The organism is Sphingobium chungbukense (genome assembly GCF_001005725.1).
Lineage (GTDB): Bacteria > Pseudomonadota > Alphaproteobacteria > Sphingomonadales > Sphingomonadaceae > Sphingobium > Sphingobium chungbukense.
The window spans coordinates 108,654-133,980 of the sequence record NZ_LBIC01000009.1; the positions used below are offsets into that span (position 1 = coordinate 108,654).

The 25,327-nt window shown below is 61.8% G+C and carries 27 protein-coding genes and 3 pseudogenes; 15 read left to right on the top strand and 15 right to left on the bottom strand.

Translation table 11 applies throughout. The annotated features are described in order from the left end of the window. Positions 1–2: 2 nt before the first annotated feature. The 8 genes from traC to YP76_RS18480 form a co-directional block, all read right to left on the bottom strand. Positions 3–2,594 (bottom strand): type IV secretion system protein TraC, encoded by a 2,592-nt coding sequence (gene traC / locus YP76_RS18445; RefSeq protein WP_046765073.1) that lies wholly within the window; start codon positions 2,592–2,594, stop codon positions 3–5. 1 nt (position 2,595) lies between these two features. Further along, entirely contained in the window at positions 2,596–3,432 is an 837-nt protein-coding gene (locus tag YP76_RS18450) for a hypothetical protein (protein WP_052757483.1), read from the bottom strand. Further along, positions 3,429–4,307 (bottom strand): DsbC family protein, encoded by an 879-nt coding sequence (locus YP76_RS18455; protein ID WP_046765074.1) that lies wholly within the window; start codon positions 4,305–4,307, stop codon positions 3,429–3,431. The genes YP76_RS18450 and YP76_RS18455 overlap by 4 nt, the downstream gene beginning before the upstream one ends. Continuing rightward, on the bottom strand, positions 4,294–5,595 hold the full coding sequence (locus YP76_RS18460) for a TrbI/VirB10 family protein (protein ID WP_046765075.1): 1,302 nt from the start codon (positions 5,593–5,595) through the stop codon (positions 4,294–4,296). The genes YP76_RS18455 and YP76_RS18460 overlap by 14 nt, the downstream gene beginning before the upstream one ends. Continuing rightward, on the bottom strand, positions 5,595–6,392 hold the full coding sequence (locus YP76_RS18465) for a type-F conjugative transfer system secretin TraK (RefSeq protein ID WP_046765076.1): 798 nt from the start codon (positions 6,390–6,392) through the stop codon (positions 5,595–5,597). Before YP76_RS18465 ends, YP76_RS18460 begins: the two co-directional genes overlap by 1 nt. Continuing rightward, positions 6,389–6,955 (bottom strand): type IV conjugative transfer system protein TraE, encoded by a 567-nt coding sequence (locus tag YP76_RS18470; protein WP_046765077.1) that lies wholly within the window; start codon positions 6,953–6,955, stop codon positions 6,389–6,391. Before YP76_RS18470 ends, YP76_RS18465 begins: the two co-directional genes overlap by 4 nt. Before the next feature lies 1 nt (position 6,956). Next, the gene (traL, locus tag YP76_RS18475; RefSeq protein WP_031290930.1) at positions 6,957–7,247 is read right to left on the bottom strand and encodes a type IV conjugative transfer system protein TraL; all 291 of its coding nucleotides are present in this window, start codon (positions 7,245–7,247) and stop codon (positions 6,957–6,959) included. A gap of 61 nt (positions 7,248–7,308) precedes the next feature. Continuing rightward, entirely contained in the window at positions 7,309–7,629 is a 321-nt protein-coding gene (locus YP76_RS18480; RefSeq protein WP_046765078.1) for a hypothetical protein, read from the bottom strand. A gap of 676 nt (positions 7,630–8,305) precedes the next feature. Between YP76_RS18480 and YP76_RS26730 the strand changes: the two genes are divergently transcribed. Then, complete coding sequence (locus YP76_RS26730) at positions 8,306–8,809, top strand: hypothetical protein (protein ID WP_052757484.1); 504 nt, start codon at positions 8,306–8,308, stop codon at positions 8,807–8,809. A gap of 41 nt (positions 8,810–8,850) precedes the next feature. On the opposite strand, the gene YP76_RS27185 is transcribed toward YP76_RS26730, so the two are convergent. Continuing rightward, on the bottom strand, positions 8,851–9,789 hold the full coding sequence (locus YP76_RS27185; protein ID WP_084733252.1) for a lytic transglycosylase domain-containing protein: 939 nt from the start codon (positions 9,787–9,789) through the stop codon (positions 8,851–8,853). A gap of 111 nt (positions 9,790–9,900) precedes the next feature. Here YP76_RS27185 and YP76_RS28750 point away from each other — a divergent pair, with 111 nt between their 5' ends. Further along, entirely contained in the window at positions 9,901–10,053 is a 153-nt protein-coding gene (locus YP76_RS28750) for a hypothetical protein (protein ID WP_232307622.1), read from the top strand. Between the two features lie 296 nt (positions 10,054–10,349). Next, positions 10,350–10,655: a hypothetical protein gene (locus YP76_RS18500; protein WP_046765081.1), complete on the top strand. Its 306-nt coding sequence runs from the start codon at positions 10,350–10,352 to the stop codon at positions 10,653–10,655. A gap of 82 nt (positions 10,656–10,737) precedes the next feature. On the opposite strand, the pseudogene YP76_RS29180 reads toward YP76_RS18500, so the two are convergent. Beyond that, positions 10,738–10,950: pseudogene (locus tag YP76_RS29180) on the bottom strand (hypothetical protein); the annotation flags it as partial. Positions 10,951–11,001: 51 nt separating this feature from the next. On the opposite strand from YP76_RS29180, the gene YP76_RS18510 reads away from it, so the two are divergent. Continuing rightward, the gene (locus YP76_RS18510; RefSeq protein WP_046765082.1) at positions 11,002–11,673 is read left to right on the top strand and encodes a MucR family transcriptional regulator; all 672 of its coding nucleotides are present in this window, start codon (positions 11,002–11,004) and stop codon (positions 11,671–11,673) included. Between the two features lie 371 nt (positions 11,674–12,044). Here the strand turns inward: YP76_RS18510 and YP76_RS18515 are convergent, their stop codons facing one another. Further along, positions 12,045–12,428, bottom strand: a complete 384-nt coding sequence (locus YP76_RS18515; protein ID WP_046765083.1) for a hypothetical protein — start codon at positions 12,426–12,428, stop codon at positions 12,045–12,047. A gap of 696 nt (positions 12,429–13,124) precedes the next feature. Here YP76_RS18515 and YP76_RS18520 point away from each other — a divergent pair. From YP76_RS18520 to YP76_RS18555, 10 genes are all read left to right on the top strand, one after another. Continuing rightward, positions 13,125–13,415 carry a DUF6894 family protein gene (locus YP76_RS18520; RefSeq protein WP_232307624.1) on the top strand — a complete coding sequence of 97 codons (291 nt, stop codon included), beginning with the start codon at positions 13,125–13,127 and terminating at the stop codon, positions 13,413–13,415. 530 nt (positions 13,416–13,945) lie between these two features. Further along, on the top strand, positions 13,946–15,199 hold the full coding sequence (locus YP76_RS18525) for a metallophosphoesterase family protein (RefSeq protein ID WP_198147532.1): 1,254 nt from the start codon (positions 13,946–13,948) through the stop codon (positions 15,197–15,199). Beyond that, a complete protein-coding gene (locus tag YP76_RS18530; RefSeq protein ID WP_046765086.1) occupies positions 15,186–18,671 on the top strand; it encodes a YhaN family protein in 3,486 nt (1,161 codons plus the stop codon). Before YP76_RS18525 ends, YP76_RS18530 begins: the two co-directional genes overlap by 14 nt. 320 nt (positions 18,672–18,991) lie before the next feature. Then, complete coding sequence (locus tag YP76_RS18535) at positions 18,992–19,222, top strand: ribbon-helix-helix domain-containing protein (protein ID WP_408640453.1); 231 nt, start codon at positions 18,992–18,994, stop codon at positions 19,220–19,222. Next, positions 19,219–19,545: a type II toxin-antitoxin system RelE/ParE family toxin gene (locus tag YP76_RS18540; protein ID WP_046765088.1), complete on the top strand. Its 327-nt coding sequence runs from the start codon at positions 19,219–19,221 to the stop codon at positions 19,543–19,545. The genes YP76_RS18535 and YP76_RS18540 overlap by 4 nt, the downstream gene beginning before the upstream one ends. 18 nt (positions 19,546–19,563) lie before the next feature. Continuing rightward, entirely contained in the window at positions 19,564–19,689 is a 126-nt protein-coding gene (locus YP76_RS29095; protein ID WP_269748650.1) for a hypothetical protein, read from the top strand. Between the two features lie 44 nt (positions 19,690–19,733). Beyond that, positions 19,734–20,087 carry a hypothetical protein gene (locus YP76_RS18545; RefSeq protein WP_046765089.1) on the top strand — a complete coding sequence of 118 codons (354 nt, stop codon included), beginning with the start codon at positions 19,734–19,736 and terminating at the stop codon, positions 20,085–20,087. 65 nt (positions 20,088–20,152) lie between these two features. Then, complete coding sequence (locus tag YP76_RS29100) at positions 20,153–20,278, top strand: hypothetical protein (protein ID WP_269748651.1); 126 nt, start codon at positions 20,153–20,155, stop codon at positions 20,276–20,278. A 118-nt stretch (positions 20,279–20,396) separates the two neighbouring features. After that, entirely contained in the window at positions 20,397–20,732 is a 336-nt protein-coding gene (locus YP76_RS18550) for a type II toxin-antitoxin system RelE/ParE family toxin (protein ID WP_046765090.1), read from the top strand. Between the two features lie 2 nt (positions 20,733–20,734). Continuing rightward, positions 20,735–21,022: a helix-turn-helix domain-containing protein gene (locus YP76_RS18555; RefSeq protein ID WP_046765091.1), complete on the top strand. Its 288-nt coding sequence runs from the start codon at positions 20,735–20,737 to the stop codon at positions 21,020–21,022. A gap of 235 nt (positions 21,023–21,257) precedes the next feature. Here YP76_RS18555 and YP76_RS27895 read toward each other — a convergent pair whose 3' ends face one another. Continuing rightward, positions 21,258–21,536, bottom strand: coding sequence for a MerR family transcriptional regulator (locus YP76_RS27895; RefSeq protein ID WP_157035825.1), 279 nt, complete (start codon positions 21,534–21,536; stop codon positions 21,258–21,260). An 80-nt stretch (positions 21,537–21,616) separates the two neighbouring features. Between YP76_RS27895 and YP76_RS27900 the strand changes: the two are divergent. Further along, positions 21,617–21,790 (top strand): annotated as a pseudogene (locus YP76_RS27900) (HigA family addiction module antitoxin); the annotation flags it as partial. Between the two features lie 67 nt (positions 21,791–21,857). On the opposite strand, the gene YP76_RS18565 reads toward YP76_RS27900, so the two are convergent. The 3 genes and pseudogenes from YP76_RS18565 to tnpB all read right to left on the bottom strand — a co-directional run. After that, a complete protein-coding gene (locus tag YP76_RS18565; protein WP_232307625.1) occupies positions 21,858–23,291 on the bottom strand; it encodes an IS4 family transposase in 1,434 nt (477 codons plus the stop codon). 134 nt (positions 23,292–23,425) lie between these two features. Then, positions 23,426–25,042: an IS66 family transposase gene (gene tnpC, locus YP76_RS18570; protein ID WP_046765093.1), complete on the bottom strand. Its 1,617-nt coding sequence runs from the start codon at positions 25,040–25,042 to the stop codon at positions 23,426–23,428. Between the two features lie 60 nt (positions 25,043–25,102). Further along, positions 25,103–25,327: pseudogene (gene tnpB / locus YP76_RS27905) on the bottom strand (IS66 family insertion sequence element accessory protein TnpB); the annotation flags it as partial.

Consider the following 25,327-nt stretch of genomic DNA (forward strand, 5'->3'; position numbering starts at 1 on the left):
TTCTACTCCGCGGCCAGGGGAGACGAGCCCGCTTGCGGATCGTTCGACCATTTTTCAGGATTTTGCGGAAAGGCGACGCGCTCTATCGCCTGTTCCATGCCTAGACCCCGTGCGACCAGATCCTCGATCGCCGCAAAGGTCGCTGGACTGGACGAGAAGAGAGCCGCTGAAAAAGGATCAAGGACCAGTCGGCCGACAGCAAGAGTTTCCGGCCCCTTGATCATGACATCGGAATATTCAAAGCCGTTGCGTTTCAACGAGCGCAGCAAAGCGTCTGTATAATCGTCCATCTCGAAACGGTCGTGCTTCTTGAAGTCTGCGATCGTTTCCGCCTTCTGCTGCAGAATCACGAACCAGTCGCTATTTTCGAGCGCGGCGATCGATCCTGCCGACTTGTAATAATCGTTCAACGACTGGGTCGCCGTGACGAGCGCAGCGCCATATTTGCGGCAGGTGCGCGCATAGGTCTCGATGAAGTCGGCCATAGCTCCACCGCGCAGCATCTGCCACGCTTCATCGAGCAGCAGCGCCTTGGGCACGGCCCGGTCGACCCTGCGCATCATCTGCTGCGAGAGGAACATGATCGCGGTCAGGACCACGCTGCGCAGTTCCTCGCGCGCGGAGAGATCCGAGAGCTCGAAGACCGTGAGGCCGGCCGAGAGCTCAAACGACACCTCACCCCTGAAGAATCGCCCATATGTGCCTCGCGTGGAAAAGGGCAGCATCGCGATCCCGAGGTCTGCCGCCATCTGGTTGCCGGTCTCCTCGAGCGCCGCGATGACATCGTCGATCGAGCCGGCGCGGCCTTTTTCCTCCCAGACGCGGTTGACCGCGCCGTCGATCAGCCCGCGCTCGGTGTCATTGAGCCTGTCGATATGCCGCGCCATCTGATTGACGATGGCTTTGAGCATCGCCATGCAGTCGAGCAGATAATCCTCGTCCCGCCCCGCTTGCTCCGCGTCGATCATGCTGAAGGGGTTGAGGCAGAAACCCGAGGACATGGTGAACTCGACAAAGGCGCCGCCCTGGAGCTTGACCGAATGCTCGAAGGAGCGCCCGTCGTCGATCACCACGACCTGGGCCCCCGCGCCGCACAGCGAGGCACACAGCTCCTGGAGCGCCACGGACTTGCCCGAGCCTGATTTTCCGAACACCGCGACATTGTGGTTGCCCGCACTGTTTTCAAACGGGCTCCAGAAGAAAGGCTGCCCCCGGCGGCCGATCAGCAGCAGATGCGGGATCGGGCCGCCCAGATATTCGCCCTGGAGCGGCGCCAGATTGGCCGCCGTTGTCGTCAGCATGGTGCGCATGCGCTTCATGCGCTCCAGGTCCTTCGACAGGCCATTGGCCATGGTCATGGGCATGGCGCAGAGCAGTCCCATGATCTGGAGATAGCGATCGGCGAGCAGGTCCCAGCCCGCGGCCCGGTAGACAGATTTCAGCGCACGCTCATGGGCATCGCCTTTGCCCAGAGGCGAGAAGGCGGTCACCGAATGGAAGACACGCACGAGCTTGCGCCCCTGCTTCATCTCGTCGTTTACATGCCGCCATTCCCGGCTTTGCTCCTTGAGCTGGGGCAGGAACCGGGCCGATTTGCTGTCGGCAAGGCTCGTGGTTCGCATATATTTGAAGCCCGCCTTGCTGCTCGCGGCCTCCGCATCGGGAAAGTCGATGCAAAGATTGGTCGAGACCGGACAGGGCATGCGCAGCTTGTCGGCGAACATGTCGCCTATCAGCCGGGCCATGTCCCAGGGCGCCCAGCGCTCGGGAAGATTGCGCACCGAAAAGGACCGGATCTCAAAACGGTCGGGATGAATATCGCCAATCTCCGGCGTGCCGTCGATCTCGCGGCCCGTGGGTCGGAAACGCTCGGTCCGCAGCAACAACCGGCCTGCCTCGACGCGCAGCTCCATGTCGCGGCGGATCGCCTGGTCAGCGATGCTGTCAAACGCGCTGTAGCTCACCGCGTCGTCCCCGGGCGCGGTCGTCGGCGAGGTGATGTCATCGATCCAGGCGATAAGCGCCTGCGGGTCCATTGCGCGGGCGCCGACATTGATCGAGGCCAGCGCGGAAATGAGGCCGTCCCTCACCGTCATGATCTCCTCATTGGAGACGCGTGAACTCTCGGGCGTCGAATAGGAGAGTGCGACCCGATGGTTGCGCAGCGAGAAGGGCGCGTCAGCCGATAGCGAGGACCAGACACCATCGGTCATGTGGGCGACGCGGTGCTTGGCGATGCGCTCATAGATGCCCCGCGCCAGATAACGCGGCACATACCATCGCGAGAGAAGCTCGCTCACGCGCGGACTCATCCACTGGTGGATCTGGAGGCAGCCGGGCGTAGGAATTGCCTCGGAGAGCAGTTGGGCGAGGATTTCGCCGCTGCGTTCGTCGGCGCCGATCATGGGCGCCGCCTCAAGCACGAAACCGCGCGAGGCGCTGTTGTAGAAAATGCCACTTGCCGGGTCGTAGCTGCGATAGGGAAGCCAATGCGCCAGCATCGGCACGCCAAGCTCCGGCCGCTTCGCCTCAGCCTGCTTCAGATCGCCCAGAAGCCTGCCGAGGAACCCATCGAACATCGCGCTCGCACCCATCTCAGTCCTCCCCTGGAATGCTGGCGGGAAAATCAGGAGCGCGCAGCGTGACCGGGCGGGACGCGGACCGCTCCAGGCTCGTCGGCGGCGGCAAGGTCCGGGGGTTATCCGCCCCCGACGGGGCAGACCGGACGGGCACGTCCACCGCCTCGGATCGCTGACCTGCCGCGAAAGTGGCCGCGGCGTCCGGCTTGGCCCCAGGCACAGCGCCGTCCTTCTCTCGTTCCGCCAATCGGGCGAGGCGGCGCGCCACGTCCGCCTTGATCCGCGCCACCGGATCTGCGGCGCGCGCGCGGGCGGCGGCGACTGCATCAGGATCGGGCAGCTGCCGATCGGCTCCATCCGGCACATCGGGCGGCCCCGGCATCAGCGGCGCAGCGCTCAGCGCATTGCGCAGCGGGAACGGCCCAGGCGAAGCCGCGCGCCATTCGCCGTCCGCCACGACCGCATGGATGGCGCTCGCCTCGTGCAGCCGGCCCTGCTCGTCGACATGGGCAGGAAAGATGATCCGCAGCACTCGCTCGCCCGTCCGCCGTGCGCTCCCGCTGCCAGTCCCGTCTCCCGTGCCCGCAAGGATACGGCCGGGCGGCCTCGCCCGCCTTGTTCCTCCCTCGAAGATGCCAGAGGCGGGTATTGCGGAGGGATCGTCGGTGATCATCGCAAGGGCGCGGTCATCGATCACCGAGCTTGGCGCGCAGATGCCATCAGGCGCGGAGCAGGTGAAGCTGCCCTTCACGTTGCTTCCAAGGCCCGCGCAGGCGCCCAGCGATGCGAGAGCGGGCAGGCAGACCGCGAGGGCGGGTCGCCGTGGGGACCTGCCCGGCAGGAACCGGCTCACGACCGGCTCTCCTTGAGCCATTTTTCGAGGACCGCGCGCGGACGATAGCCTTCCAGGACCGCGCCATCGCCGCGGACGATGACAGGCGTACCGTTAAGGCCGTGCTCGCGCGCGAACGCCTCATTGGCATCTAGGCCGGACGTATCGCAGTCAGGCGTCTCCTTGAGAGGCTCGCCCGCATAGGCGGCATGTAGAGCCCGCTCGCGGTTTTTCGCGCAATAGACCCGATCGGCCAGCGCGCGGCTGCCCAGCACCGAAATCGGCCGCTCGACCACCTGGACGTTCATTTCTCGCAGGACTTTGGAGAGAGCGCGGCAATAGCCACAGCGAAAATCCGAAAAGACGGTGATGCGCGGACCCTTGCGGTTTCCCCAGATAATTGCGCCATCCTCGCCAAGCTTTGCGAGCGATAGCGAGCGAGCGCCCTGCCCACTGGCGGCCGCTGCCTTTCCCGCCGATGCAAGGCCGGGCTGTCCAGCGTGCGAGCGGGTGGCGCCTGCCGCGGCGTTTGCCGAGGCGGCGGCGCCCACCAGCATGTCCGGGTTCATCTCGAGAAGCCGGGCAGCCGTCAGGTCCTGCCGGGTCTGCATGTCATAGACGCGACCGATAACGAGAAAGCGGGCGCCCGGATCGACGTAGAAAAGGTTGGCGCCCGCGACGATCTCACAAAGGCCCCTGATCTTCGTGCAATCCACCGCGTCCACGGGGGTCCTGGGAAGACGTGCCCGCAACGCCGCGCGCACCGTCTCGTCGGGCACGTGCACATCGGCGGCAAGCGCCAGGCTTGCAAGGCCGACAGCGCCCGCCGCCGCGATCAGGAACCGGAACCGGCGCACGGAGCGCCCAACTTGGCGCAGCAGATCAGTTGCGGACATAGACCCCCTCCAGGAAGACGATTTCGACATCGATGCCGGTCGGCATCTCGATCACGGGCTGATATTGCTCGGCCCGCTCGATCAGATATTTGGAGACCATGTCTCCCGTCTGAGCGACGCCCTCGCCCAGACCACCTTCAAGGATATCCGAGGTGGAAAGCTTGTCGCGCTTGCCGCCGGTACTGATCGTGGCCCCCTGAAAGACGCTGTTCGCATTGGCGGAGAACCCGCGGCCAAAGCCGCCCGCCAGCCCGGCGAGGAACGCCTGCGTCACCAGCGACCCCTCCCGCGAGACGACCCGGCCGCGCACGCCGGTCTTGCCTCCGAACGCGATGAACCCCTTCACCTCGGACACCGCGTAGCGGCCGCCGGGCTGCGGACAGGTCATCTTCTGGAGCTTGACATAGACCTTTTCGCTCGAGAGATCGCCGCGCGCCGCGCCGTTGACGAGGCAACCCTGGATGCGGGTGGTGAGGAGCCTGCCATTGGCGAAGACAGACCTCGCCGGCCCGGTAACCCGCAGGACAACCGGAAGCGGATCGGATTGGCTGCCTACCCCCGCGCTCGCATCGACGCCAACGATGACGCGGGCGCGAGCGAAGCTGTTCGGCGGCAGATAATTGGGGCTGTCGGTGTAGACCGTGTTTCCCTTGGCCGCCCTGGTGGCCGTCCCGCCCTCGCCGCCGGCAAAGCTCACCATCTTCACTTCGCTTGGCCGCAGCAGCGCTGCCGGCCCTGCAGACGGTGAATTGTTCGGCCCATCGGGCGGGAGGGCGCGCCTGTCCTGCGCTGCGGGCGCCTGCGGTCCACGATCTGCAATCCGGCGCCTGAGCTGCTCATTTTCCGCCTGGTAGGCGCTCAATACCCGCTGGCCATCTGCCTGCATGGCCTGGTTCTGGCCCTTGAGAGCCTCGAGCTGCGCTGCCAGCGCATCGAGACGCTGCTGCTGTCCGCCGACCGCCTTGAGCTGATTTTCCTGCCGCTCGAACTGTTGCTCGGAAAGCGCCATCCATTCCTGCTGCGAGAGGTTGCGATTGACCAGATCCCTCGTCGAAACCGTGACGTCGCTCTTTTCGTCTGTTTGCGGATCAGCCTCTGGCTCATCGCCGCTGAAGATCCAGAAGCATGAAAGGGCAAGGCCAACGGCCGCCGCGCTTGCAAGAAGCATCCGCTGCCGGCGACGGACCTGCTCATTGGCGGCGAGATCAGGGGCGAGAGGAGAAACGCCCGCATCGTCGCCAGGCTCAGGCGTCTGGCGGCGGGTTTTGAACAGATCGGCGATGCGCATCATGGCCTCCCGCTGCGCGAAACAAGATAGGCGGTTGTCGCCTTGCCTGGGCCGAGACGGGGCTCTGCGATCGAAACCGCGAGCGCATCGGAGGGCGCGATCGTCCCTTCATCGAGCTCGACCGGATCGCCGCTGCGGTTTTCAATGCGCAGGATCTTCCCGCTAAGGTCAGCGCCGCGATATTCCGCAATCATCCGCACCGTGAGATCGCCCACCTGCACAGACCGCAGCGAGCGCTGCCGCATCTCGTAGCCAGCGGCCGTGTGGCCGCCCGCCATCGCCTCGATCAACGCTACCGCCGCATCCTGCGGCGCGGCAACCGGCCCGGTCCTCTCCTCGACAGCACTCTCGATCTCGGGATTGGAGACGAACACCTGCTCTGCCTGGTCGCCCCCGATCCTGCACAGGAATTTGTAGACATAGCCGCGCTTGCTCGTGCCGAAGAAGGACAGCGCCGTCTTGCCATATCCATCGGGCACGGAGAGGTAGATATCCCCGCGTACCGGTTCGTTCACCACCGAGAAATCATCTCCCGGATTGCCCGTCGAGATCTTCGACACGCTTGCAAAGCCGTCGTCCACGAGGCTGATGCGGGTGAGGTCCTTGGCGGAGGCGTGACAGTCCACCTGCGCGCTGTCAGCCGCCATGATGGTCTGGTCGGCCAAGGCCGGCGCGCTTTCAAGGACGAACACAAGGGCAAGGAGGCACGCACCGACCGTCCGGCTCGCGATGCAGTGGATGCGCGTGAGAAAGGCAAGACCGGTTACGGCGCCTGCAAGGAGAGCGATCGGCATCATGGATCCTTCCCGTCGGACGTCTCGACGATGCCAAAGCCAACAAGCTTCAGGCTGAGCCCTGAATATTCCCAGTCGTAGCGGAAAGTCCGACGCTGCCTGGAGACAAGCTTGCTGCCCACGACCGTGTTCAGGTCCCCTGTGACCTCCGAGCGGAGCTTGCCGGTGTCGAGCGACATCGACTGGATCGTGAAGAATTGCGAAACGGAGGATCCACGTTGCTCCTCGACAATCCGCAGGAGATCGGCCTTGATCTTGCCCTGCACGCGCGGCGCGGTGATATCGAGAACGGCGTTAAGCCAATATTCCAGATTTTGCGGGCTGCGATTGAGCGTCAGCAGCACGACATCGCGGGTGATCATCTCGAGATAGTCGCGAGAAACGCCCGAGGAACTGATGGTGAGCGGCGAGCGCAACACCGGCTGCAACACGATCTCGCGATCGCGCGTGCCAAGACCGACAAGCAGGACAAGGCTCAGAGCCGCGAGCAGGACCGCGATGATCCCGAACAGGTTTCGTTGCCTTATAGCCCGCTGATGATGGGAATGCTGGTAGGACAGGTCCATGTCAGCCCGCCATCAATCGGAGGTAGGAGGGCGGCGTAGCCTGCAATCCGGTGAAGCCGGATGGCAGATGCCAGTAGGCGAGGTGCAGCAGCCATGATCCCGCACGTCCTGCCTTTGCTTTCCGCAGACCCCACCAGCCTGCCGCGGCGAGCGCCATGCCAATGAGGATATGCTGAAACAGGATGCCCCAGACGAATGGGAGAACCATCGCCAGGAACTCATCAAGCGTCCACAACCCGATCAGCTCAGGATCGTCCAGATGAGCCGGAATCATGTATCTGTCCTGCGCCATATCACCACCCTCCCCCTGGCAAGGCTGGAGCAACGCGCGCCCCGGCCTCGCCAGGAAAGCTTCAGATCACGGCCGTCACGGTCGAGGTCACGATCGGTATCCCGGTCCCCGCGCCGACGCCTACGCCCACGGGAATGGCGATCTGTCCCAGCGAGAAACGGCCAGAGGCGAGACCGACGATCCCGCCGACAAGCGACAGGATGGTGATGATGCGGCCGCCCGATCCTTCAAGAAAACCGGTGAAGGTGGTTTCCGCCGTATCGAATGTCGCATCGGCGCCGGCAAAGGCCGGGCCTGCAAACAGGAAAAGCGCAAAGGCGACGAAGAGGATGGCGAAGACCACCGGCTCCACGCGCCCTGCTGACTTGAGGAGAGAATGCATCGGATTTCCCTTCGGTGAACGACGCAATCAATCTGCGCCTGATGAAAGGATGATCCACATTTTTTCGGATCATCAAGCTCCGATCGTTTCAATCTGACAATAAGTGTCCATGATCTTCGATAATAGTGCTTCAGGGTCATTTTGCGTCCCCGAGGTCAGGACTGATTTGACAATTATGGGACAACCATTTCCCGGTTAAACGGATACTTGTCCTCTCCATCGGGACCAGCCTTTCTCTCGGAAATGACTTTGTGATTCGTTTTCGTTCCGACTCGCGGTGACATCGATGCTTTTGGCGAAATATCGGGAACGAGCCTGGCCTGAAGTTCCGCCAAGTAGAGCCGCTCAGGCAGGCTGGCCGCTCTTTTCCCGCCTCGCATCCCAACATTGGGGCCCGGGCCACCAGAGCGGCCCCTGCGCCGCCACTCCAGGCTTTTCCCGCCTATGTCCTGGCCCTCCCCTGTCGCGGGCAAAGCGCCCCGATTTTCGGCAAAAGCGAGCCGCCTGCCGGCTCCTGCTCCGCCGATGCGATCGCGCTTCAGCACGGCGCACATGAAAGGCAAGGATTGGGAAGCTTTCATTCATTATGGGGCAACTATTCGCATAAGGTCTTGTCGTGATGGGAAATCTCTGATCAACTCACCTTGTCATGAACGAATGAACAGGGAGGGGCGCTATGACGCGACTTGTGAAGTCGGCTGCCGATTTTGACGGCGTTGACGAAGCTGACGATGAGGAACTGAGTGCCTGCATCAGCTTCATACTGGAAACTATAGACCGCAGGAAGCTTACGCTACGGGCACTTTCCTCTGCCTGCGGCATCAACAAAAGTCGTCTCGGGCGCATCCTTCATCGCAACCCCGTCGCACGCGCGACACCGCAACTGACCGAGATCCACCGGATATTCAGGGCCCTGGAGATCAGCCTGATCGAAGCCTCCGTCAATGTGGAGGCAAGGCTCTGCGAGCAGCCGGAACATCGCTCGCTCTTCAAGCTCCTTGCGCGCTTCTATGCCGATCTTCCGGGATCGGTCATGCGGGGCATCAAGGAGATAAAGGGCGTCGATGCCTTCTTCTTCAAGGAAGAATGGTCCGATGGCCTGACGGCGGGCGTGTCAAAGAAGATTGTGGACATCGCGCTCTGGACGCTCGCCCGCCGCGAGTCCCTCAGAGAATTCTGAACGTCGCGGCAACGACCGCGGCTGCGTGGGCATCTTTCGGATCAGAAGCTCGTGATACTGATCCACCTTTCTGCAGGCTCCCGCGCCGACGACGGCGCGGAAACCGCTGCAAGGGCCGGCATGGTCGCGAGATCTTCGAGCCGGTTCCAGTTCGCAAGAATATCGGCGACATAGCGCCGCGTTTCGGCGATGGGCGGCATCTTGCCGTTGCGGACCCTTCCCGGCCCCGCATTATAGGCGGCAAGGGCAAGAGGATAATGGCCAAAGCGATCAAGCTGGGCGCGAAGATATTTCGCGCCTCCGAAAAGATTCTGGACCACATCATAACGATCGACGCCCAGCTCGGCTGCTGTTTGCGGCATCAGTTGCGCCAGACCGAAAGCATTTTTGGGCGATACCGCGCCAGGGCGGTACGCACTTTCCTGCATGATCAAAGCGTCGAAGAGGCCCACGGGAATGCCGAATTTGCAGGCCATGGCATGCATGGCGCCAAAATGGGCGGCGCGACGCTCTTCGGCCGCCGCACTGAGGAAACCTGCCGGCCGATAGGCTGTTGGCGCACAATCAGGAGGAGACAGCTGCGCCTGAAATCCTTCAGGTTGCATCCACAGAGGAATCGAAATGGCAGCGATTTCATTTCCTTGCGAGTTGTGGGCCCGTCCTTCCCGCTCGATGGCGCGGCCGCACGGCCAATTAGCGGAGCGGGACTCCTGCCACTTCCGGGGAGCGCGGCAGAGCCCATGGATGCGGAAGCGTGAAACAGGTTCGATGCTGTCGTGGGAAGCATGAACTGATCCGTCGCCCTCTACCGCCTCGGCGGAGAAGCGAGCCGCACGTCCCGCCATCTGGATCAACTCCACCTTATGCCCTGGTTCCCCCGCTCCCGCCAAGGCGGAGCCCGGCCAAAGCAGAAAAGCGAAGAACAGAAATCCTCCTCTGGACATGAATGCTTCTCCATTTCTTTTATCCAGTTTGGACATCGTGCTGCAGGAGGCTGTCAATCCTGTCCTTGCACCCGCCGTCGGCCAAGGAGATGCATCGGCATCGGCGGGGCTGTTCCGCTCCACGTTCCGTCCCGATGAGGGCGGTACATGCGCTACCGCGTCGGCCATCAGGATTTGCGAAGCCAGAGCGCTCCAGGCGCCGGCCAGCCCATCCTTGCGGTCAGCGGAAACGCAAAGCTGAATTTCCCCCTCCGCGATACCGCATGCGGCTTGTCATTTCCTGTCGACCTGGTTGAATGATCGGATGCAACACCGAAACTCTCTTGGTTATGTGATCGGGGGCCACGGCAGGGCGATGATCGTCTGGGGCCGCGACGACCGCTCTGGACGCAAAGTCTTTATCGACGAAGCCGACAGGGGCGGCGGCCAGGGCCTGTCATGCGAATGCGGCTCTCCGCTCGTAGCAAAGAAGGGTGACATTAAAGAAGCCCACTTCGCGCACGCCTCCGGGCATGGCGTGTCCTGCGAAGCCGCGACGAACGCGGCTACCCTGAACTTCATCAGCAGAGCAGAGCTTCGACGAACACCCCGTTCATGTGATCAATGCCCAAAAAGGCCAAAGCCTGCGTATCGTTACCCGGCTCAAGCGGAAGACCATGAATCAGTTCACCGATGCTGATCGCCTCAGAGGCATCTCAACCATTCACATCGACCTTATGGATTATCGGAACGAAGACGATACGGCCATTGCAGACGCCCTTATGCGATCTGCGCGGCGTGAATGGCTTTATTACGCCAAGACCCTCAGCACGAGCATATCGAACTCGCGGCAGGTGAGCCCAACCAAGATAATCGACCGCGATGAGATCGTCAGAATTACGAAGGCTCTCGGCTTTGATTGAATGAGTTGTCCGCCAACAGCATCCATGTTGGTCCGAACCGCGACACATGAGCGATGAAGACCTGCACCAAGGAAAAGCGGACAAGATAGCGGCGCACGCGCGCGATATCGGTAAATCCACCGCCAAGCCTGACATCGAGCGCGCTAGACCCGGCAAAGTCCGCATTGACCGCCTTGGTCCAGGCGTAGCTGCGTTGGGGGTCTGTGAAGACGATGCGCAGCGCCTTGTGGATGTCCATCAGGTTGGACAGGCGAGCACGACCGCCTCGAGACACACGCCCCCTCCCTTGCATTTTTGATCACGAGCGGCAACAAGCCGGCCATTGCTTCCTCACAGGTCCCCAACCATGACAAATGACGCCCAACCCGATGTCACCGCCCTTGCCGTGCAATTGCTGAGCGCCTTTGTATCGAATAACAGCCTCGAAGCCGCGGCTTTGCCGGAACTGATCAGATCCACCCGCGCGGCCCTCGGGCAGGACGTGATCAGCCCGGAAACAAACCCGGCGGCTGAAAAGTTCACTCCGGCCGTTTCGATCCGCAAGAGCATCGCTTCACCCGACCACATACTCAGTCTTATCGACGGGAAGCCGTATAAGACGCTCAAGCGCCATCTTTCAGGACACGGCCTCACACCCGCGCAGTATCGTGAGCGCTATAAGCTCCCGGAAGACTATCCTCTGGTCGCGGCCGGCTATTCGCAGGCGCGCCGCGCCATCGCCCGAAAACTGGGTCTTGGCCGCAAGCCCACAGCGCTTGTGAAAGCTCCCACGCCACAGCCAACCGCCGACGCCGCCGCCACATCGGACATGCCTGCGCGGAAGCCTGGCCGGAAGCCAGCGGTCAAAAACGCTGCGGGGTCGGCCAAGGCCCCACGCGGTGCTTCACGCAAGAACGCGACGCAAAAGCCTGTCCTTTCGATCAAGTTCCCGGCAACCGCCGCGCAATCCGATGTGACCTCTGCCACGCGCCAGGGGCAGACGGCCGCAACGGCGGGCCCCGAGGTCAAGAAAGGCTGACACGGGACCCGTGACCGTCCATTTGAATTCCTGGACGAGCCGCCATGCGGATCTCGCTCCCCTTCTTGGAAGAGTATCCTCTCTATAGGCGGACAGCTGCCAACGACATCCCGCTATTGGCTGCTGCACCTTTGTAGGAAGGGCACCGTATGGACCGCGCGCAATCATGAGCAGCTTGGTGCGATTGCTGCGTTGCCGCCCTGCGCGGGTCGTTCAGAGGCCCTGACCATGCACGACCCTCGCAAAAGACCGACGCGCTGCCCGGACAGCACTGACCTGCCGGACTGCATCCTCACTCGACCCATTCTCCTGTCCGCGCTACAGCTTCACCCTGCGTGCCCAGAGACGTCGCGTTACAGCGCCTGACCCGCCTATGTTCCCGACCCCGTCTCCAGCTGCCGCGGCTTATTTACAGGCGCCTCATCGTCCACAGACGGCAACACAACGGGCGCCAAGCCGACAAGACCATGTCGAGCTGTAGAGCTTTTTGCTAAAGACGGGGGAGGCGATGGCAGTTGGTCAATCTTCACCTGCTCATATCTGCATTGCTCCGCCTCGCGCATTTTCGCCTGCGCATATTTCTTCCGGTTGCCTTCGCGTGCCCAGGCTTCAGCAATGATATGCTCGTCAGCGCAGCTCTTGCGCTGCCCGTACATCTCTACCGATCGTCGATATTTCCGCTCAAGGATTTCAGCATCGCTCGGCTTGCACCCGCATAGTAGCAGGCACAAGACAAACAGGATCAGGCCCTTCATTCGGGCACAGCTAGCCGCTCGTCCGGGATGAGTCCATCCGGCAATCCGGTGGCTACCCACCCGGGCCGACGACAAGCGTCCGGACGAGCGACTTGCTGGAAGAAGAACCACGCCACGGCGGTGCCCCTGGCTTGAAGGGGGCTCGCGCTGCCCATCCAGTGCCCTAGAGGGGAGTGTGCACTCACCCCCTGGTCCTGTTGATCATAAGCCGCATCGGCGTCACGCAATTGCGCTTGGCGAGGGCGCGGCAATGCCATTCAGGCATCGAGGCGGCCACATCGCAAGCTCCTGATCCAGCGGGAGATGCGCTGCTTCACCGACCGGACAGATACCTGGATCGTCCAGGTCCGGCACCCGTCTCGCGCGAAATCAGCATTTGCCTCACGTTAGCATTCTCTTAACCTGCGACGCGCAGGATGCGGACTATATCCCAAGGAGCTTTCGGTTTCGCTTCCCGAAGCCTGACCGATAATGTTCGGGCGGTCATATGGGAACGCATCCAGCTGCCATGCAACGAGAGCCTGGAGCGCGGTTGAACGGACGTTCAGAAACCCACCATCACGTGACCCGACGTTCCCCCTGCAGACGCAAGGTTCCAGCAGCGTCTTCACCTGCATCAATCAAGCATGACATGATTTGGATTCTTTGGTTCTTTTATAATTGCTGGAATTGAACTATGAATCGGGATTAGCGGAAATGAACCTCATCTTAACAAGCTGCTTTCAGTTCATGAGGATCGGCGTGGCTCGATATTATTTCAATATGCCCTCGGAACCGGATCTGGACGGAACCGAATTCGATAACGACAGGGATGCCAAATGCGCGGCCCTGCAATTCGCCGGATCGCTTCTGTCCCACGAACCGAGCCTGATCCGGGCATTTGATATCTGGCGTCTTGAGGTGACTGACGAAGCTGGAGCGATCATCTATGCCTTGACGGTAGCGGCAAACGATGTGCCATCCGGGCGCCCGCCCCTTACCATCTGAATGGTGGGAAGCGACACCCCTGCCGCCCTCGACAGGGTCAGCCGCGCTGCCGGAGATCGCAGGAATTCCCGGCGCCGGTCATGCAACGCCGCTCAAAGCGGATGGCGCCGGGACCCCTGAAGCGACGCAAGATGCGCCCCAAGCTTCAGATGCTCAGCCTGAAAAAGGGGTTGTCCGGCTGAAGGTTGAAGCATTAGCAAGCATTGAGCGACGAAACCAAGAATTTATTTCAGACCATCGATGAGATGAGCCGGTGAATCTTACCGGAAACACTCCTGGGCGATCCTGGAACCTGCAAGACCGCTCAAACGCAATCCATAGCACGAGACTCCGTCGATGCCTTTTGCGGCCGAAGTCAGGGCGCGAAAGAAATGCCCCCAGACCCGTGCTGTGAGATGCCTCCAAGGGACGGTCCGATATGACCGGCAGCATGCGCTCTGGCGATGGCTTTCCCCCCTCTTTGCAAGATGCGATTTTCCCGCGACATTCTGGCGCGGTTCGTGGCATGTGGACTAAAGGGAGGCCACAGATTGACCGGATTCACCTTTGTACATGCTGCCGATCTTCACCTGGATAGTCCGCTCCTCGGCTTAGCGGGTAAATCCCTTGAATATGCCGCGCGTATCGAAGCGGCGTCCCGCGAAGCCTTCGACAGGCTGGTCGCTCTTGCGATTGACGAAGGATGCCGATTCATGGTGCTGGCCGGTGACATCTTCGATGGGGATCTGCGCAACTTCCAGACTGGTCTCTACTTCCTGGAAGGCATGCGCCGGCTCGATGAAGCGGGTATCTCAGTCTTCATGGTGCTGGGGAACCATGATTCGGCCAATCGCTTTGCCGACAAGCTGACCCTGTCGGGGAATGTCCATGTCTTTCCCAAGGCCCGGGCAGCAACGCATGTCCTCGACGATGTGGGCGTGGCCATCCACGGGCGCAGCTTCCCGCGCCCCGATGTCTCTGAGGATCTGGCGCGCGAATATCCGGCCGCGACGCAGGCGCTGTTCAACATCGGCGTGCTTCACACCGCATGCGCGGGCAGCGAAGGCCATCATGCCCGGTACGCGCCCTGCACGAGCGAGCAGCTCGCCAATCATGGCTATGATTATTGGGCGCTGGGCCATGTACACGCCCATGCCGTGCTCGGCGAGCACCCCCATATCGTCTATCCCGGCAATCTCCAGGGCCGCCATCCGCGTGAAACCGGTCCCAAGGGTGCCGTGCTGGTCAAGATCGAGGAAGGCCGGGTCGCGAGCCTTGAGCATCGTGCCCTGGATGTGGTGCGCTGGACATCGATCATGATCGACACATCGGGAACAGCCGATCGATCCGAACTTCTCGACCTCGTTCGCCACCATATAGCGCAAGAGGCCGAGCAGGCCGACGGACGGCCCATTGCCTTGCGACTGACCATGACCGGCACGACGCCGCTTCATTCCAGACTTGTCCTCGAGCGCGCCGCCTTGCGCGAGGACGTGGAAACATTGCTCGCCACCATCCCGCACGATGTGTGGCTGGAGAGGCTGAAACTGGAAACCCGGCTTCCGGCGCAGCCGGAAGCAGTCGATCCCACCGTCGCTGGGAAGCTCGATCTTGAGGTGACCCGCCTCAGCCAGGATAGCGGCATTGCCAAAGCTCTTGAAGCGCGCCTCGCCGAGATTCGGTCGAAACTGCCCGCCAGCGCGCATGCCGATGCTTTCATCGAGCAGATGCGCGCCGAAATCCCTGAACGCGCGGCGGCTCTTGCGCGCAGTCTTGTCAGCGAGGCCGGTCATGCGCCTGACTGAGCTTAGTCTTGAAAAATATGGCGGTTGCGCCAGCCGCGAACTTCTCATCCCGGGCGCGGCAGGCCTCACCGTCGTGTTCGGCGCCAACGAGGCAGGCAAGAGCACCTGTCTCGAGGCGATCAGCGATTTTCTGTTCTCTATCCCCAGGAACACGCAGCGCGGCAGCCTGTACGGCTATGATGGCATGCGCATCGGCGCTTCGATGCTCATGGCCGACGGCAACATTCTGACGCTCAAGCGCCGCAAGGGCAACGGCAAGACCTTGGCAGACCCGAACGGTACGGCCCTCGATGACGCGGTCCTGGCCCCGGTGCTGGGTGCCATCACCAGGGAGCGGTTCGAAACGCTCTTTGGTTTGAACCACGAGACCTTGCGCAATGGTGGGGAGCGATTGCTTCATGCCGATGGGGACATCGGCCGCCTGATCGTCGAAGCGGGCGGCGGCTTGCGGACGCTGGTGTCGCGCCTTGAGGATATCGATGCTGAAGCGGACAAGCTTTTCGACACGAGGCGCTCGGGGGCCCGTGTCTTCTACCAGCAGCTGGCCGCGTTCGAGGCAGCCGAAAAAATCGCGCGCAGTGCCCAGCTGACCCGTGAGACCTATGAACAGACGCGCAAGGCGGCGAATGCCGCGGCCGAAAAGCTCGAGGCCTTGCGCGCAGAGCGGCGGGGTCTTGGCACGGCGACTTCGAGGCTGGAGCGCGTTCTGCGGGTAGCGCCCCATCTGCGTCAGCTCGACAGTCTGGCGCAGGATCTCAAGACCTATGACGCTATCGCCTCCTTCCCGAGCGATTTCGCGGCCAGGGTCCGGGCCGCTCTCGACAAGCGAGTTGAGGCTGAACAACGGCTCGAGAGCGCGACCGGCCGGCGGGACCGCCTCAAGGCACGGCTTGATGCGCTGGTCGTGAATGCCGCGCTCAAGGCCTCCGAACAGCGTGTGCGTGATCTTGGCGAACGCGCCATTCACGTCAGCAAGGCCCGGTCCGATCGAGCCAATCGCCAGCGTGAGATTGACGAGGGAGAGGCTCAACTCGCTGTGCTTCGTCGGATGCTCGGCCTTCCCGCCGATGCGGACCTGGCCTCTCTTGTGCCAAACCAGTCTGCCCTCGATCATGTGCGGCGCCTTTCCGATGAAATGGTGGAGCGGCGTCCCGCCCTTGCTGGCGCCCGAGCGCGCCTTGGCGAGCTGGCGAATGCACTCGCCGCGATCGACGAGCGTTTGCATGCCGCGCGTGAGGCAGGATTTGACACGCCGCCTGACGCATCATCCTCCGCTTTTGCCAGTCTCGCGGCCCAGAAGGCCGCGCAGCAGGCACGCGAGCAGGCGCTGGAGACTGACGACGCAGCCTTGACCCTTCGGCTTTCGGCGATTGGCTTTGAAACGATCGAGGCGCTGGCAACCCTACCCTGCCCAGGCCCGGATGACATCCGCCTTGAACAGGGCGCGCGCGAGAACTTGACCGCGCAAATTGGCGAGCAAGAGCGGCTCAAGCGCCAGGCCGAGCGCGACATTCTCACCGGGGAAGCGGAGATCAGCGAGTTGCAGGCATCCGGCACGATCGCGAGTGACGCCTCGCTCGCCGAGGCACGCACCCTGCGCGCAGATGCCTGGAAGCCGATCAAGTCCGCCTATGTAGCAGGACAGCTGCCCGATGATGCGGCTGCTCGCCTTGTATCGGCCGACAGGCTCGACGCGGCGATCATGTCTGCCGACGAACTGGCGGATCGTCGCGCCGCAGAAGCCGGACGAGCAGCCTCGCTTGCCCACGCGCAGCGCCGTGTCGCGGAGGCGGGCGCTGCGGCAAGGGCGGCCGAGGCCGAAGCGGCAGCCCTTGCCGTACAGCTCGAAGCGCGGCGGGCAGTCTGGTTGAACAGTTTCCCGCAAGTGCAGGCCACGCATCCCGACCTCGCATCATTGCTGCAATTTGCGCAGGCGCGGCAACAGCTACTGGACGAATTTGAGCGCTTGCGCGCTTCGTCAAATGCGCTGGCAATCGACCAAGCCCAGCTCGCGCCGACCGTTGAGCTTCTCGAACGGATTGAACAAAACCGCAAGATCGATCCCTCGCAGTCATTCGCAGCGCGGGTCAGCACGGTGCAAAATGCCATTGCCCGCCACGAGCAGGCGCATGCCGACTACAGCCGCTACATGCGCGATCGGGAGGCGCTTTCACGACAGCACAGGCAGGTTGAGGCGGAGCTGGGTCAACTGTCGGCCGCGCAGAACGCCTGGGTAGCCGCATGGCCCGCCGCCACGGGTGCGTTGGGTCTCAAGTCGGATATTCTGCCGGCCGACGCCATCAGCGCGGTCACCGAATGGGTTGGCGCACGCGGCATATTGTCGGCCATTGGTCAGTCCCGTCGCCGTCTGCAGCGGATGATTGAGGATGAGGCGAGCCTTGCGGCAGATGTCCGCAACATCGCGACGGAGCTCGCAATCGAGGTCAGCGAAGACTGTGTCGTGGCAGCCCAGATGCTGCTTGCGCGCTTCGAGGCCAACGCCACCGCGCAGACCCAATATGATGGCCTACTGCCCGACTATGAGGAAGCCAGGGTCGTAACCGATCAGACGCAGGACGCCCTTGCCGCTGTCATGGAGGAACTGACCATGCTCGCCGCATCGGCGAAGCTCGATGACGGTAACAGCGGTGCATTGCTGGAGGCAGCGTCGCAGTGCGAGGCGCGCGGCAGCCTGTGCCAACAGATCGCCCTGGCAGAGCGCACCGCGACAGATGTGGGCGACCAGCTCGAGCTCGCCGCCTTGCGGGCGGAATGGGCGGGACGGAACCTTGACGAAGTTCGTGGCGAACTGGACGAGCAGAAATCACGAGCTGCGGAGGTCGAGAGTGAAATCGAGGCAGCCATTCTCGCGGAGAAAGCGGCACGGGACGCCCTTGCCGCCTATTCAAGCCAGAGCGACGTCAATCACGCCGTCGCCGAGCGTGAGGCAGCGGCAGCACAGATGCACCTCGCCCTCGAGCGCTATCTCGAACTATCGGTCGCACGCGAACTCGTGACCTCGGCGATGGCCACGGTCCGCGCCGAACAGCAAGATCCGCTCATTCAGCGGGCAGGCCAGCTATTCGCGGCGACGACGCTGGGGGAGTTTGCCGGGATCGAGACCGATATCGACGACAAGGGCCACCCCGTTGTTGTCGGACGGCGGGCCAGTGGCGGCATCGCTCCAGTCGCCACCATGAGCGACGGCACGCGCGACCAGCTTTTCCTCGCGTTCCGGCTGGCCAGCCTTGAGAATTACGGCGGCGCGACGGAGCCCCTGCCCTTTATAGCGGACGATATTCTCGTCCATTTCGATGATGAGCGAAGCCGGTCCACGCTCGATCTTCTCGCCGAGTTCGGCAAGACCAATCAAGTCCTCCTATTCACGCATCACCGCAGCGTCCGGGCGCTCGCCGAACCACTGACAGGGAAAGGACTCGCCAATATCATTGACCTGGATCGTGCCGCGTAAGTTCGCTGGCAAAAGTCTGTCCGGTTCATGAGGGAGACCGTGCAGGCATGATCGACAGCGAGTCGAGATAGAAGCGGATCGCCGAGAGATCGCGTGGCTTCAGGGGGCGTTTGGGGCCAACGTTCTGGCCTGCATTCCAGGGGCGCCGTTCGTGCACGACGGGGTCGAGGTCTCAGTGTCCCATGATCTTTCCAATAGCCAGAATGGCCGACCGGAGCATATTGGGCGCCCACGTCACATGCCATTCTGTTCTTGGATTTGGGCCACGCGACGTCTTGCCAAATTTTGCCAAAGCCACTATTCTTCCGCCCATGTCGACGATGAACATCTCGCTTCCCGATGCGCTCAAGGCGTTTGTCGACCATCAGGTCAGCGCGCGTGGCTACGGCACGAGCAGCGAATATGTGCGGGAATTGATCCGCAAGGATCAGGACATCCAACGGCTTCGAGAAATGCTTCTCGACGGCGCTGGTTCTGCCGCCACCGCACCTGCCGATGGCGGATATTTCCGAGGCCTTCGTGACCGTGTGACGCAACGCACCGGGGCGTGACAGCAAAGCCGGTCATACCGCGCGCAAATGCGCGGGAGGATGTCGATCTTGCGGTTGAGCATTACGCGACTGAAGCCGGGGCAGATGTGGCGTTCGGCTTCATCGACGCGCTTGAGCAGGCCTTCACCTTCATTGGGGAACGGCCGTCAGCGGGGTCCCCACGCTGGTCGCAAGAACTGAACTTGCCCGGATTGAGAACAATAAGCCTCAAAGGATATCCGTTGCTCGTCTTCTACCTTGAATTCGAGGACCATGTGGATGTCTGGCGCGTGCTCCATTCCAAGCGAGACATGCCGGCGTGGCTGTCCGATGTGGATGACTGACGCCAACATAGCAGTCGTTTGAGGCTCAAGCTGAAACCTTCAAAACTAGCCTTACGTTCATCGATCACCGCCTTTGCCCAGCTGCTGCTCGGCGCTGCCGCGCTCATCGCCGCTTTGAGCGGGCGCAAGCCGCCGGAGGAATAGGAGGTGGAATTGACTAGGCCGGTCCGGATCGTAATTCTGGCGTCGTGATCCAACGTCTGCCCGATTTTGCCGAGAACCATTCCGCCGCGCTTTGCGCGGAGGCTGGAGTCGTCTGCAACCCTTCCAAGCAAGACGAACTCGGCTGGGACTTCTTCATCCAGTATCCCTCTCGCCGTGATCCCTTGAAGCCTGCGGACAGCCAGCCGGCGGGCGACGAAGCGCTGGTGCAGGTCAAGTCTACGCGCGCCGAGCCCTTCGTCGCACGCATGAAGCTATCGAACGCGCTTCGCGCCGCCCAGGCACGTCAGCCCTTCTTCGTGGTACTGGTGGTTGCAGGCGGCGGCACTCAGGCAGTCTATGCCAAGCATTTCTGGCGCGCCAAGATCGAGCGAACCTGAAGCGCGTCCGGCTCGCCGAGAATGCCGGTGATACCCAGTTCAACCGTCGCCACTTCGATATCCGCATGGAGCCAAGCGACGATCACAACGCCGACCTTCTCGACTGGATGCGCCGCACGATCGAAGCCGAGAAGGACTATCTCGCCGCCAAGAGCGAGATCCTCGGTACGGTGGGGCACGAAGACGGCTAACACTTCTCCGATGGCCGGAATGACCGATCAGAGAATACTGGGATGATATGCAGCACATCGGACAATATCTGAGATGTGTCATTGACATATAGGTCAGTGGCGCATATATGGCCTAGGCATGGCTAGCTTGCAGACCGTGGTAGAACTGCCTGAGTTTCTCCGGCGGGCCAAGGCGACCATGTCCGATGACGATCGTTCTGCGCTGGTGGATTACATTGCCGCCAATCCCGAGGCGGGCGTCTCGCTGGGTGGTGGCCTTCGCAAAGTCCGCATCGCTCGACAGGGCGGCGGCAAAAGCGGCGGCTACAGGACCATTTATGTGTTCGGTGGCGTGCATATATCAATCTTCCTCGTCACCGTGTTCGCCAAAAACGAAAAGGATAATCTGACCAAGGCCGAACAGGCGGAATTGATCGTCATGAGCAAAGCCTTGCTCGCACGCTATGGAGACTAGAAATGAGCGCCTATGACAGCATCAAACAGGGCTTGAGCGAAGCGCTGGCGTTTGCGGAAGGTAAGGAGGCCGAAGCTCACATCCATCAGGTGGAAGTGCCCACCGTCGATGTCGCCGCGATCCGCGCCAGAACCGGCCTCTCGCAGGGTGCATTCGCGCGCAGCATCGGCGTTGCCAAGGGCACACTGCTCAACTGGGAGCATGGCCGCCGACGTCCCACCGGACCGGCGCAGGTGCTGCTCGCGATGATCGCCAAGAAGCCTTCGCTGGTGAGGGAGTTGCTACGCTAGTCGTCCTCCGCCAACATAGCCGCCATTGATGGTCCGCCGGCCGATCCCTGATAGTTGACGGTCGTTCATGAGGCCAAACCGGCTCCCCGGCGACCTCGGGAAGCCGGAGCGGTGTCAAATTTCCGTCCGTTCGGACAGTGTCAGGGCATCATCCAGTCGATGCCCAGGTAACGCACGGTGTTCTCACTGTTGGTATGGCCCAGCGAGCACGATTCATAATGCACCTCACATTAACTCATTGAAAAGCAAAGATCTGCTGATCAGGATTTGATGTTAGCGGAGCCGCCAACAGCTTCTTTCTAGACAGACCGGCCAGATCTGCGGCCTTGATCACCCACGGAGCACCGGGGCAGACTTGATTGCCGGTTATGGTACCGCGACGTAGCATGCGCAATGCCGTCATATTACACACTCCGATGACTTTGGCTGCTTCGTCGAGCGTGATTTCACCGCGCTCGGTCCATTCTTCTTCGCGGAAGCATGCAATCTCGTGATGATTGCGGAAGCCGCGCACGCGCCCCTGGGTCCAGGCGTTGCCGTTTCCGGTTGCGACCTTAATCGATATGGATCTGGAGGACTATCATGGCGCTTAAGATGCACTCTTCGCTCGCGGTCCACGTGGGGGACTGGTTGAAGTCAGAAATCGTGGAGCCTGCACAGGTCAGTGTGACGGCTTTGGCCGAGCATTTTGGCGTATCGAGGCAGGCATTGAGCACCTTGCTGAACAGCAATGCAAATCTGTCTGCCGATATGGCTATCCGGTTTGAGAAGGCTTTCGGCATCAAGGCCGACACTCTGTTGCAGATGCAGAGTAGGCATTCGGTGAAGCTTGCGATTACCCATAAGTTTCGAGCCCCACGCCGATCTGGATGTCGGCCAGACGACGTAGGCCGCGCCAGACGACGGTGTTACCCGGGGGTGGGTCTGAAGTTCTTGCGAGATAACCGCCGAGACGGGCCAGTTTGGTGAGATAGAGCTGGATCGTGCCCCTCTTTGCTCGGCGATTTCCGCTATCGGCAACAAGACGATCAAGGATGTTGATTTCCGATGTGGTGAACGCGATTGCCGGGCTGGCGTCGGGTGCTGCGCGGGCCATCATTGTCATCCATAATACACGCCAGCTGACGATGCAAAAGAGCGCCACTAGGTTGGCAAGGCGATCGGCCGTGCGGAGCCTGGCGTCTTCGGCACGGCATCCAGACTTCAGGACCTTGTGGAAGACTTCGATCTTCCAGCGCATGGCGTACCAACGGATTTTCTCGATCGCCTCTTCCAGACTGCTGACCTCCAGATCGGTAACCAGCTTCCACAGGATCGGCTTTCGACCCGGCGGAGCGCCGACTTCCGAGGCATGGATCACTGTTAGATCGAGAGCCGGGTACCGCTTCTGCTTCCCGATCGGCGGGCGGACGAGAATACGTTTATACTGGATGTCGAGGGTCACCTGCTCGACCGTATCGTTATCGCCCCTGACTTCGATGCTGTGCGTACCGGCGCTCGGCTCTTCGCGCATTTCGCTCTTTACGGTGTGATCGCCGTTGCCTGCCAGTCGGTCAACAACGGTGCGGACGACGAAGTGCGTTCCCAGATCCTTGGCGAGGCAATAGAGTTCGTAGATGTCGCTTTCCCGATCACCCACGTGGACACAGCGGTCGGGCTGTCCCAGCAAAGTCATCGATTGACGCAGATTGTCCAGCCAGCGCACGCTCTCCTTCGCCTCTATCGGAACCCGGGTCGAATTGATCTTCCGCTTGAGCTGGGCAGTGCCCTTGAACTTGTCGCGGTTCCAGAACTTTACCGCAGCAAGCCCCAAAGGTAGGCCGTCCTCAGTCACGACCAGGCTTGAGTGCATCAGTATTCCACACACCGTGTGGTGACGGAGTCGGCCAGCTTTATCGCGACCGCTGTTGACGCTCTTGGTAAAACCGACAGCATGTGAATTGCGGCGCTGATATGTGAACTCCGTCGTATCTTGGAGCACCAAGATGGGACCATCCGTCACCGCGAAACGCTGTTTGGTCGCATCAAAGTGGCCGGCCAGGATATCCCCTTCTTCAACCTTAGGGTTGGAAAAGAACCGATATGCTGCCTTGGTGCTTGCCCAGTCCTGGCATGCCAAGGGAATCGTTCCTCCCATTCGGTCACTCAGTCGACAAAGCAGATCGCCGCACCGGCGCCCAAGACGCGCGTCACTGAACGCACTCTCATCGATCTCGCAGTGGGACCAATGCTCTTCCAAAAAGGGCAGTTTTTCGCCTTTGGTCTGCACAGGGCACCTCACGAACACACCATGGTGCTCGTGAATGAATCATAACCGACTCATCCGATTCAACAATTTTCGACAACGACCTGATAAGCGATTCAAATACTTATGGGTAATCGCAAGTCGGTGAAGGCCGTGGATCAGGCGGCTTTGCGTTGATCCTCGGGCGCGCGCCAGTTCCAGGGAAGCAGTTCGTGGAGACGGTTCTGCGGGATGTCGGCGATGCGCGCGAGAACGTCGGCAAGCCAGGCCTGCGGATCGATGTCGTTGAGCTTTGCCGTGCCAATGAGGCTCAGCATGAAGGCGGTGCGCTGGCCGCCGCGATCTGAACCAGCGAAGAGCCACGACTTTCTGCCCAGGGCTATCCCCCTGAGCGCGCGTTCTGCTGCGTTGTTCGAGAGACAGATGCGGCCATCATTGAGGAAGGCGGCGAAGGCAGGCCATGCTTTGAGCATGTAATCCATGGCCTCGGCCACATCGCTGTTCTTCGATAGCTTCGACCGACTGTCACGCATCCACTCTTCCAGTTCGGCAACCAGCGGTGCGCTGAGTTCCTGCCGAAGGGCGAGACGTTCCTGTGCCGATCTGCCGTTGATGGCGCGCTCGATGTCGAAGATCGCGTCGATACGACGGACCGCCTCTACCGCCAGCGGCGAGATGACGGCGGCCTTTTTGCGGCGCTTCTTGAGCTGGGCGGCGACATCGGCCAGTTCGAAGAAGTAGCGGCGCGCATGGCTCCAGCACAGGGCGCGGGTCAGCGGCGCCGGCAGGCGACCGCCATGGAACAACGCATTGTAGCCGGCATAGGCGTCAGCCTGAAGAATGCCTCTCCAACTGCGCAGATGGCCCACAGGATGTTCGCCCCGCCGGTCGCGGGAATAATGGAAGATCGCTGCTGGCGGCGCGGGCCCGCCAAAAGGTCGATCATCCCGGACATAGGTCCAGATCCGGCCCGTATCGGTCTTGGTCTTGGCCAGCACCGGCACTGTCGTATCGTCGCCATGCAGCCGCTCGGCGGCCAGGACATGCGCCTCGATCAGCAGGTAAAGCGGCATCAGCGCGGCGGTGCAGGCGCCGACCTGATCGGCCAGGGTCGAAAGGCTCAGATCCACGCCTTCCCGAGCATAGCGATCACGCTGGCGGTTGAGCGGTTGATGCGCGCCGAACTTCTCGAACAGCAGCATCGCCAGGAAGCTGGGACCGAAGAGCCCGCGGGGCGTGACGTGGAAAGGCGCCGGCGGTTGGGTGATCTTCTCACAATCCCGGCAGGAGAACTTCTCCCGCACGGTCTGGACCACCTTCCACTGGCGCGGCACGACCTCAAGTGTCTCGGTAATATCCTCACCCAGCTTGCACAGCCGATCCGAGCCACAGCAGGGGCAGGCAGCGGGCGCGGCGATGACGACGCGCTCGCGCGGCAGATGTTCGGGCAAGGGCTTGCGCGCGGGCCGCTTGCGTTCAAACGGTGCGACGTTGGTCTTCGCCGCTGCCAGGGCAGCCAGAAGCTCATCTCCGCTGGCAGCGGTCTCGTACTCCTCGAAGGTCAGTTCCATCTGGTCGAGCAGATGGCGTGTGCGTTCCGATCGCTGGCCAAAAAGGGTGCGGCGCATCTTCTCGTTCTGCAGTTCGAGAAGGGCGTTGCGGGCTTCCAGGTCGGCGTTGATCGCCTTGATGCGGGCGACTTCAGCGGCGACAGCCTCGGCAGCGGCAAGCCGCTCGCGAAGGCTGTCGATCTCTGCTTGCGCCTCGTTCCCCATAGCTGAAGACATAGCCGAAAAGCACCGAAATCCCTAGCTTCTTAGGTCATGCCGGGGCTTTTATCCGGCCAATGTCGGACGCCAAGTGGCCTGCGGATTACGCCAGTCGATGGCCTCCAGCATGCAGGCCATCTGCGAGGGGGAAATGGCGATCACGCCGTCCACCGCGGAGGGCCAGATGTACTTCCCGCGCTCGAGGCGCTTGGCATAAAGCGACATGCCCACGCCGTCATGCCAGATGATCTTGCAGAGATCGCCGCGGCGTCCCCTGAAAATGTAGAGATC

Excerpts from the sequence above, each read along its gene's own strand:
- traC (WP_046765073.1), bottom strand. The coding sequence starts at position 2,594 with ATGGGTGCGAGCGCGATGTTCGATGGGTTCCTCGGCAGGCTTCTGGGC.
- YP76_RS18510 (WP_046765082.1), top strand. The coding sequence starts at position 11,002 with ATGACAAATGACGCCCAACCCGATGTCACCGCCCTTGCCGTGCAATTG.
- YP76_RS29100 (WP_269748651.1), top strand. The coding sequence starts at position 20,153 with ATGGAGCCAAGCGACGATCACAACGCCGACCTTCTCGACTGGATGCGC.
- YP76_RS27185 (WP_084733252.1), bottom strand. The coding sequence starts at position 9,789 with ATGTCCAAACTGGATAAAAGAAATGGAGAAGCATTCATGTCCAGAGGA.
- YP76_RS18480 (WP_046765078.1), bottom strand. The coding sequence starts at position 7,629 with ATGCATTCTCTCCTCAAGTCAGCAGGGCGCGTGGAGCCGGTGGTCTTC.
- YP76_RS18535 (WP_408640453.1), top strand. The coding sequence starts at position 18,992 with ATGAACATCTCGCTTCCCGATGCGCTCAAGGCGTTTGTCGACCATCAG.
- YP76_RS26730 (WP_052757484.1), top strand. The coding sequence starts at position 8,306 with ATGACGCGACTTGTGAAGTCGGCTGCCGATTTTGACGGCGTTGACGAA.
- YP76_RS18550 (WP_046765090.1), top strand. The coding sequence starts at position 20,397 with ATGGCTAGCTTGCAGACCGTGGTAGAACTGCCTGAGTTTCTCCGGCGG.
- YP76_RS18530 (WP_046765086.1), top strand. The coding sequence starts at position 15,186 with ATGCGCCTGACTGAGCTTAGTCTTGAAAAATATGGCGGTTGCGCCAGC.
- YP76_RS18465 (WP_046765076.1), bottom strand. The coding sequence starts at position 6,392 with ATGATGCCGATCGCTCTCCTTGCAGGCGCCGTAACCGGTCTTGCCTTT.
- YP76_RS18470 (WP_046765077.1), bottom strand. The coding sequence starts at position 6,955 with ATGGACCTGTCCTACCAGCATTCCCATCATCAGCGGGCTATAAGGCAA.
- YP76_RS18520 (WP_232307624.1), top strand. The coding sequence starts at position 13,125 with ATGAACCTCATCTTAACAAGCTGCTTTCAGTTCATGAGGATCGGCGTG.
- YP76_RS18555 (WP_046765091.1), top strand. The coding sequence starts at position 20,735 with ATGAGCGCCTATGACAGCATCAAACAGGGCTTGAGCGAAGCGCTGGCG.
- YP76_RS28750 (WP_232307622.1), top strand. The coding sequence starts at position 9,901 with ATGCGCTACCGCGTCGGCCATCAGGATTTGCGAAGCCAGAGCGCTCCA.
- YP76_RS18515 (WP_046765083.1), bottom strand. The coding sequence starts at position 12,428 with ATGAAGGGCCTGATCCTGTTTGTCTTGTGCCTGCTACTATGCGGGTGC.
- tnpC (WP_046765093.1), bottom strand. The coding sequence starts at position 25,042 with ATGGGGAACGAGGCGCAAGCAGAGATCGACAGCCTTCGCGAGCGGCTT.
- traL (WP_031290930.1), bottom strand. The coding sequence starts at position 7,247 with ATGGCGCAGGACAGATACATGATTCCGGCTCATCTGGACGATCCTGAG.
- YP76_RS18460 (WP_046765075.1), bottom strand. The coding sequence starts at position 5,595 with ATGCGCATCGCCGATCTGTTCAAAACCCGCCGCCAGACGCCTGAGCCT.
- YP76_RS18455 (WP_046765074.1), bottom strand. The coding sequence starts at position 4,307 with ATGTCCGCAACTGATCTGCTGCGCCAAGTTGGGCGCTCCGTGCGCCGG.